This window comes from Pseudomonas sp. NPDC090592, from assembly GCF_044769185.1.
Taxonomy (GTDB): domain Bacteria; phylum Pseudomonadota; class Gammaproteobacteria; order Pseudomonadales; family Pseudomonadaceae; genus Aquipseudomonas.
Map to the genome: position 1 here is coordinate 1 of NZ_JBIVXJ010000060.1, position 8,029 is coordinate 8,029.

The 8,029-nt window shown below is 60.5% G+C and carries 6 protein-coding genes and 1 rRNA gene; 4 read left to right on the plus strand and 3 right to left on the minus strand.

Annotated elements, in window-relative coordinates:
- Positions 1-113 precede the first annotated feature (113 nt).
- Together lapD and lapG are read right to left on the minus strand one after the other, a co-directional pair.
- Positions 114-2,060 (minus strand): cyclic di-GMP receptor LapD, encoded by a 1,947-nt coding sequence (gene lapD / locus ACIQUI_RS28215; protein ID WP_403204325.1) that lies wholly within the window; start codon positions 2,058-2,060, stop codon positions 114-116.
- A 10-nt stretch (positions 2,061-2,070) separates the two neighbouring features.
- Complete coding sequence (gene lapG / locus ACIQUI_RS28220; protein ID WP_403204328.1) at positions 2,071-2,832, minus strand: cysteine protease LapG; 762 nt, start codon at positions 2,830-2,832, stop codon at positions 2,071-2,073.
- A gap of 204 nt (positions 2,833-3,036) precedes the next feature.
- Between lapG and ACIQUI_RS28225 the strand changes: the two genes are divergently transcribed.
- The 4 genes from ACIQUI_RS28225 to ACIQUI_RS28240 all read left to right on the plus strand — a co-directional run bounded on the left by ACIQUI_RS28225 (position 3,037) and on the right by ACIQUI_RS28240 (position 7,872).
- Positions 3,037-3,726, plus strand: coding sequence for a GntR family transcriptional regulator (locus ACIQUI_RS28225; protein WP_403204331.1), 690 nt, complete (start codon positions 3,037-3,039; stop codon positions 3,724-3,726).
- A 111-nt stretch (positions 3,727-3,837) separates the two neighbouring features.
- Positions 3,838-4,341 (plus strand): sigma-70 family RNA polymerase sigma factor, encoded by a 504-nt coding sequence (locus tag ACIQUI_RS28230; protein WP_403204333.1) that lies wholly within the window; start codon positions 3,838-3,840, stop codon positions 4,339-4,341.
- Positions 4,342-4,345: 4 nt separating this feature from the next.
- Positions 4,346-5,302: a FecR family protein gene (locus ACIQUI_RS28235; protein ID WP_403204336.1), complete on the plus strand. Its 957-nt coding sequence runs from the start codon at positions 4,346-4,348 to the stop codon at positions 5,300-5,302.
- A 95-nt stretch (positions 5,303-5,397) separates the two neighbouring features.
- Positions 5,398-7,872 (plus strand): TonB-dependent siderophore receptor, encoded by a 2,475-nt coding sequence (locus ACIQUI_RS28240; protein WP_403204338.1) that lies wholly within the window; start codon positions 5,398-5,400, stop codon positions 7,870-7,872.
- A 66-nt stretch (positions 7,873-7,938) separates the two neighbouring features.
- Here ACIQUI_RS28240 and rrf read toward each other — a convergent pair.
- Positions 7,939-8,029, minus strand: a 5S ribosomal RNA gene (gene rrf / locus ACIQUI_RS28245); the annotation flags it as partial.

Sequence of the window (8,029 nt, forward strand, 5' to 3'; positions counted from 1 at the left end):
TGCTTTTTCATGGTCTCGCCCTCGCTGCCGTTGGCTTCTTTGAACGCCACCGTGGCACTGTGATGCCTCGGCGGGGGCGAGTCCATCGATTACAACAGATCGCGCCAGGCCAGTCAGCGCCAGGGCGCAGGTTCGCCAACCAGCTGCCCCTGAATCCCGCCTACACCCATTTCCTTCAACACCAGCCGCTCCCCTTCGGTCTCGACCCGCTCGGCAATCAGCGGCAGGTCAATGCTGTGCGCCGCGCGCTGGATTGCCTCGATGAACAGCCGTTTGTGCTGCTCTTGGTCGATGTTGCGGATGTAGCTGCCATCAATCTTCAGATAGGCCAGGCCCAGGTGCGCCAGGTTGCCGATCATGCTGAAGCGCCCGCCAAATCGTTGCAGCGCCAGGCCGAAGCCAAGTGCGTGCAAGCGTCGGGTCAACTGCTCCAGGGCGGCCTGCTCGGGCAACTGTTCTTCACCAATTTCAAATACCAGGCGCGGCCCCATGGCAGCGTTCTGGCTCAACAGCTCAAACACGCGCTGCAAGGCCTTGGGGTCGGCCAGCGTGGCGGCCGAAAGGTTTAGCGCCAATACCTGATCATGCCCACGCAGGTGCGCCAGTACCTTCTCCAGCACCAGCACGTCCAGCCGTGGCATCCAGCCAAACCGTTCCAGCCATGGCAGGAAGCGGCCCGCCGGCAGTGCCTCGCCCTGGCCATCCTGCAAACGCGAAATCACTTTGTGGTGTAGCACCCGTTGCGCCGTGCCTGAATCCACCACAGGCTGGAAGAACAGTTCGAAATGCCCGTTGATGAAGGCCTGGTCAAGCCGCTCATGCCAGTCATGCTGGCTGTCCGCCGCAACAGCAGCCACGCCTTGCTCAAGGCACACCCAGCCTGGTGTCGGCTGGTTCTCGGCACGGGCCAGCGCCTCGTCGGCGAGCTTGAGCAACGCTTGCGGTGCATCCCCCGGGCTGAATGGCGCCAGGCCGATGCAGGCCACCGGGTCGATATCACTGGCACCGGTCTCGTGCAGGCTTTGCAGGGTCGCTTCCAGCGCCTGGGCAAGATTTACCGCTTCTTCATGCACCATGCCCGGCGCCAGCACGGCAAACTCGCCGCCGCGGCTGCGGGAAATCAGGTCGTTGGTTTCCGGGAAGCTGGCACAGGTGCGGCGCAACTGCTCGCCCACGGCCTGCAATAGCTGGTCGGTGCGCTGGCCGCCAAGGCGGGCGTTCAGGCCCGCCAGGCCCTGCACCCGCAACAGCAGCAGATAGCCTGCGCGGGCGTCCTCCAAGTTGCTCACTCGGGTATTGAGCTGCATCTCGAAATAGCGGCGGTTGGACAGCCCGGTCAGGCTGTCCTGGTAAGACTCGGCACGCAGGCGCTCACTACGTTCGGCCTGTTCAGTAAACAGTGCCTTGAGTTTCTCGACCATCTGGTTCATTGCCTGCACCACACGGCGCAGCTCCGGCGTCCGCGGCAACTCTGGCAGGCTGAGGAATTCCCGCCGGGCAATGGCGTGGGATTGCTCGACCATGTAGTCCAGCGGCCGCAACTGGCGGCGCAACAGCAACGCGCCAAGCACGGCGCTGGCGGCACCGCACAGCAGCAACCAGCCCAGGCTTCCCAGGGCGCTCTGCCAGAGCTTGGCAATTGCGAACATCGGGTGGCTGATGACTTCTACGCGTGCAGCCTGCTGCCAGCCACGGCTGACGATGGCATCACCGCCAGCGGCCTCAAGGCCGATCAGGTGCACGAACCAGCGCGGCACACCGCCAGGGTCCGGCTCGGCGTGGCGCTCTACCAGGACGGCATTGGAACCCAGGTCGACGACCTTGATGCTCGAATAGTAACCACTGTCGAAGATTGAGCTGACCATCAGCTCGACCATCGCCGGGTCGTCGATATTCGGCGTCAGCGACAGGGCCAACGCGGTCGCTGCATCCTGGGCATGCGAACGCAGCTGGTTGACGTACTGGCTACGCGAGCTTTCCAGGCTGACCATGAAACTGCCACTGAAGGCGACCACCAGGAACAGGCAAATGGCCAACAGCAATTGTTTGAACAGTGACATCTGTGCTCCTTCAGTAAACAGGCTCGGCCGGGAACCCTTCGGCCTGCATTTTCTTCAGCAAATCCTGCCAGCGTGAGAGCCGCTTGGTATCGCCGACCTTCTTGTTGCCCGCAGCCCCCGTCAGCCACAACCCCTCGCCATTGAAGGCATACACCGGCAACAGGTCGGTACGCTGGCTTGCCGGCTTGATGGCGTCCATCAGGCTATCGAGTACCAAAGGCTGGGCCTGTGGGTTGGAATAATAGGTCAGGACCATGTGTGCCCGGTTCTGCCGCAACGCCTTGACGTAGGTGATACGCAGTTTTTCACTGGGGATGCCCATGCGCCGCAGGCTGAAATACTTGGCGATGGCGTAGTCCTCGCAGTCCCCGGCACCTTTGATCAAGGCCTGCACCGGTGTGGCCCAGTAGTCGACCTCGTGCCATAGGTCGATGTCCTCGACATAGCGCAATTGCTGGTTGAAAAAGCGGTTGACCACTTGCAACCGCTCAAGCTCGGTACCTTGCTTTTGCGTGGCCATCAAGTTCTGCCAGGCATCTATACGGCCTTGCCCGGCTCCCAATGGGCCATACAGGGCCTGCGACTTGCGGCTGATCTGGGAAAAATCCCAATCCGCGTGCAAGCCGCCCAGCAGTAGACTGCCCAGCAGCGCGGCAAAGCCGATACGTCGCACAACGGTTTTCAGCACCCAGGATATCGCCACTGCGAAGCCCTGTTCAGACCAGTCGAAAGCAGCGATGGTGGGGCTTGCCACGGCAAAAGACAATGGCACCCTGCAATCATGCATCCGCCTGTCAGCCCGCCTACACTTTCTGTTTATAACCTTCTATAGGCCGCTTCCTTTGACTGGCGACTTAATCCACCATAGCCGCGCTTTTGGGGCGTCCGTTCCAGTCAGGACTCAGGTTTGACACCCCCATGGGCTGTTACTAGTGTCATTGGATCCAACTTTAGTCATCGTTGAGGCAGTCGTCGCGTGGCCGAGAAAATCAAATTGAGCAATGTGCTGGCCAGCGAGCAGCTGTCGCCGCACCAGGCCCGTACCGTGATCGAAGAGCGCCTGCGCAGCGCCATTCTCGATGGCCGCCTGCCCCCAGGTACCGCCGTGCGCCAACAAGAGCTTGCTACCTTGTTTGGCGTGAGCCGCATGCCCGTGCGCGAAGCCTTGCGCCAGCTTGAAGCGCAATCGTTGCTGAACGTGGAGATGCACAAAGGTGCTGTGGTTGCGCCATTGATCGGCGAGGATGCGGTGGATACCTATGCCCTGCGCATACTGCTTGAGAGCGAGGCGCTGCGTCAGTCCATCCCTCTGCTTGATGCCAGCGACCTCGCCAGCGCCCGTGGCTATATCCAGCAACTGGAGAACGAAACCCGACACGCCGAAATCGGCCGTCTGAACCGGCTGTTCCACATGTCGCTGTACAGCAAGGCACCCAACAAGAAGCTGCTGCGCCTGATCGAGAACGAGCTGAACGAGGAAGAGCGCTTTTTGCGCTTCCATCTGTCTTCCATGGGGCTGGGCAAGCTCACCCAGGACGATCACAACGCGCTGGTGAATGCGGCCAGCGACAAGCTGGTTGACGAGGCGATAGCGGTGCTGGAACAGCATCTCAACAGCGGGGCACGGGTGATCCGTAATTACCTGGATACGCAGTTGCTGCGATAGTTCGTTACGGGCTTTGCGCACTGCGCAAGCTGATGGGTTGCAAATTGATTCTGCCCCGCCAACAATGAGACTAATTATCATTCATGTCCATTGATGCCGGCGCCCTCCTCCATGCCCAGCAACGACTGCGTGCAAACGCTCTACAGTGACCACCACGGCTGGTTGCATAACTGGTTGCGCAGCAAGCTCGGCAATGCCGCTGATGCTGCCGACCTGGCTCAGGACACATTCGTCCGCTTACTGCAACGCCGTGAAAGCCTGCAGTTGCACACCCCCAGGGCCTTCCTGCGCACGGTAGCGCGTGGGCTGGTGATCGATCACTGGCGCCGCGAGGAACTGCACAAGGCCTACCTGGAGGCGTTGGCCCACGTGCCGGAGGCACAGGCCCCCTCGGCCGAAACACGCGAGTTGTTGCTGGAGTTGCTTGAGCGTATTTCCCTTATGCTCGACGGCCTCAAACCCAAAGTGCGCCGCGCATTCCTGCTGGCCCAGTGCGAAGGGCTGAAACACCAGGCCATAGCCGAGCAGATGGGCATCTCCGTGCGCACGGTAGAGCGCTACATTGCCGATGCGCTCTACCACTGCTACATGCTGCGCTACGAAGACGAGTGCTGAGTCGATGGCCGCCGCCCGCCCTGATGCAAAAGTGGTCAAGCAGGCCATCCAGTGGATGCTACGGCTTCGAGAAAGCGGCCATGACCCGGCACTGCAACAACAGTGCACGCAATGGCGCAGTGCCCGGCACGAACACGAACAGGCCTGGCAACGGGTGACCCACCTGCAGCAGGACCTCGACCTGCGCGCCATTCCCGGTGCCGGGCTGGCTCTGCAAACCCTGGAAACCAGCCAGCAGCGCTTGCACCGTCGGCAGGCGCTGAAGCTGCTTGGCGGTGTTGTCATCGCGGGATCGGCGACATGGCTGGCCAACGACCTGGATGTCGTCAGTGCCTGGGCTTCGGACTACGCCACCGGCAAGGGTGAGCGACGCACCTTGGCGCTCCCCGACGGTTCACTGATGCAACTCAATACCCACAGTGCCGTGGACCTGGCCTTCAGTGGCCAGCAGCGCCTGGTCCGCCTGAAGCACGGGGAGCTGATGATTACCTGCCATTCGCAGCACTCTGTACTGGTACAAACACGCGACGCGCTGCTGGAAGGCTTCGAAGGACGCTTTGTCGCCTACCAGGACGGCGACTGCACACGTGTCAGCGTCAGCCACGGAAAGGTGGCCATACACCGGCCTGGCAATGGCCAACAGCAGTGGATCGAAAGTGGCCAGAACTGGCGCCTGGATGCTCAAGGTGCGCACCGGCTCGCGCACGTGGATATGGACGCGATGGCCTGGGCTGAAGGGCTGATCGTTACTCAGGACATGCGCCTTCGCGACTTCCTCAGGCAGGTCAGCCGTTACCGCCATGGTTACCTGAGCTGCAGCGACGATATAGCCGACCTGCGCTTGTCAGGGGTATTCCGCCTCGAAGATCCGGAGCAACTGCTTCATCTGCTGCCACAGACACTGCCCGTGCGGCTGCGTCAGCGAACACGCTGGTGGGTGCGTGTGGAGAGCATGACCTGATAAGGCCTTGCGCCTTTTTCTGGCGGGTTTTGAATCCCGGTCCGGCTAGGACTGTAAGCGACCCCTTCTGCCCTCAACACTTCAACGGACCTTTCATGTCTATCAACCCGGTGTTCCAATCAACCGATTTTCGACCTGCCGTGCAATCAGTGTGCCTACGCCAAGCCATCCGCGCGGCCCTGTTTGGTACCGCCTTGGGCCTGGCAGCTACCCCGCAACTTTCCGTAGCGGCGCAAACCGCCCAAGTGAGTCATCACTATGCAATCCCGGGCGGCCAACTGGCCGACGTGCTCAATCAGTTCGCCCGCCAGGCCGGCATTACCCTTTCAAGTACGCCTCAGCTCACCGACGGCCTGCGTTCCAACGGCCTGCAGGGGCAGTACGCCAACGATCAGGCGCTGCGCCAACTGCTCAACGGCAGCGGGCTTGAGGCCGTCAGTCAAGACGGACGTAGCTATGTGCTGCAAGCACAGGCTCAGGAGGCTGCGCTGTCATTGCCAGATACCGATATCCGTAGCTTCACCCTTGGCAATGCATTGGGCAGCATGGAGGGATACAACGCCACACACAGCCAGGTGGCGACCAAGACCAGCATGCCATTGGTTGAGACATCCCAATCGGTCTCGGTGGTGACCCGCCAGCAGATGGATGATCAGGGCTCACAGACCGTTGCCCAGGCCATGCGCTACACACCTGGGGTACTGACCAACCCTTACGGTGCCACCCATCGCTACGACTATGTGGCCATGCGCGGCTTCAATGATGGCTCGGTGGACAACATCTACGTCGATGGACTGAAGTCGATGGGCGACAACGGCACCTACAGCACCATGCAGGTGGACCCGTACTTCCTTGAGCGCATCGACATTCTCAAAGGGCCGTCTTCGGTACTGTATGGGCGAAGCTCACCGGGTGGCCTGGTGGCCCTGACCACGAAAAAGCCGCTGTTTACGCCCTACCATCAGGTTCAGGCCACGGTCGGCACCCAAGGCCAGCGTGGAATGGGTTTTGATTTCAGCGGGCCTGTGGATGACGACAAGCGCATCGCCTATCGCCTGACCGGCCTGGCGGATGCTTCCGACACTCAGTTCGACCACAACAAGGAAGAACGCTACGCCATTGCGCCGGCGATCAGCATCGACTTCACAGAAGACACCTCGCTCACGCTGCAGGCGTATCTGCAGCATGACCCTAATGGTGGGTACCACGGCGGCAACCCCGCAGACGGCATGCTGCACAAGCGCAACGGCTTGCGCCTGTCAGACCATTTCTTCGAGGGTGAACCGGGCATCGACAACTACGAGCGCACACAGCAGTCCTTCAGCTACCAGTTCGAGCACCGCTTCAACGATGTGTTCACCGCGCGGCAGAACTTCCGCTACCAGGACTCCGATGTCTCCATGGACCAGGTGTATTCTGCCGGTTGGGCGGATGCCGACAGTAACATTCTCAACCGCGCCTATACCGGCGGCGACGAACGCCTGCATTCGTACATCATCGACAACATGCTGCAGGCGGAGTTTTTCACTGGGGCTGCCAAACACACCCTGCTGCTGGGCACCGACTACCAGCGGCGCAAAGCGGACGTCGCCTGGCGGTATGGATCGGTCGATCCGCTGGATGCCGGCAACCCGCAGTATGGCAATGGCAACCTTCAGGTCCTGGGCGAAAACCGCTACCAGCGGCGCTTGCAGCAAACGGGTGTCTATCTGCAGGACCTGGTGGAGCTGGAGCAGTGGCGCTTCTCCCTGGGGCTTCGCCAGGACTGGGTGAAGGTGTCCGAGGAGAATCGCGACAGCGATACCAAGGTCAGTGATCAGCGCTCCAGATTCACAACCCGGGCCGGGGTGCTCTACCTGTTCGAGAACGGCATTGCGCCCTATGTCAGCTACTCGGAGTCGTTCAACCCCAATACCGTGTCCGACCAGGAAGGTCGCCCGCTGGCACCGACCGAGGGTACTCAATGGGAAGCGGGCATAAAGTATCAGCCACCGGGTAGCGACAACCTGTTCACTGCATCGGTGTTCCGCATCGAACAGGAAAACCTGGCCTCAAAGCAGCCTGACGAAAACTTCTATCGGCCAGTAGGTGAAGTACGCTCGCAAGGGCTGGAGCTGGAAGCCCATGTTCAGCTGACCGACAGCCTCAAGCTGTTGGGAGGCTATACCTTTACTGATATCGAATATTCCAGGTCGATGCCAAGCCTGGTGTCGGGCAGCGTCGATAACAAGGGTAATTCGCCAACCCAGGCGCCGAAGCAGATGTTCTCGCTGTGGGCTGACTACAACATCCACCAGGGGCCCTTGGATGGCCTGCGGCTGGGCGGTGGTGTGCGCTATGTAGGGTATAGCTGGGTGGATGCGGAAAACAGCATGAAGGTGCCTTCCTACACCCTGTTCGACGCATCCATCGGCTATGACCTGGGCAAAGTAGGCCTCAAGGGCATGGATGTACGCCTTAACGCCAACAACCTTACCAACGAAAGCTACATCACTTCCTGTGCCAGCCTGAACTACTGCTACATGGGTGAAGAGCGCAACGTCAGCGCAACGGTCAGCTATCAGTTCTGACCGATATTGAAACCCGGAAAAGACAAAGCCCCTGTCTGCATCGCAGACAGGGGCTTTGGGTTTGAATCTTGACGATGACCTACTCTCACATGGGGAAACCCCACACTACCATCGGCGATGCATCGTTTCACTGCTGAGTTCGGGATGGGATCAGGTG

Coding starts and splice junctions, on each gene's coding strand:
- ACIQUI_RS28235 (WP_403204336.1), top strand. CDS start 4,346: ATGGCCGCCGCCCGCCCTGATGCAAAAGTGGTCAAGCAGGCCATCCAG.
- ACIQUI_RS28230 (WP_403204333.1), top strand. CDS start 3,838: ATGCCCAGCAACGACTGCGTGCAAACGCTCTACAGTGACCACCACGGC.
- lapD (WP_403204325.1), bottom strand. CDS start 2,060: ATGTCACTGTTCAAACAATTGCTGTTGGCCATTTGCCTGTTCCTGGTG.
- ACIQUI_RS28240 (WP_403204338.1), top strand. CDS start 5,398: ATGTCTATCAACCCGGTGTTCCAATCAACCGATTTTCGACCTGCCGTG.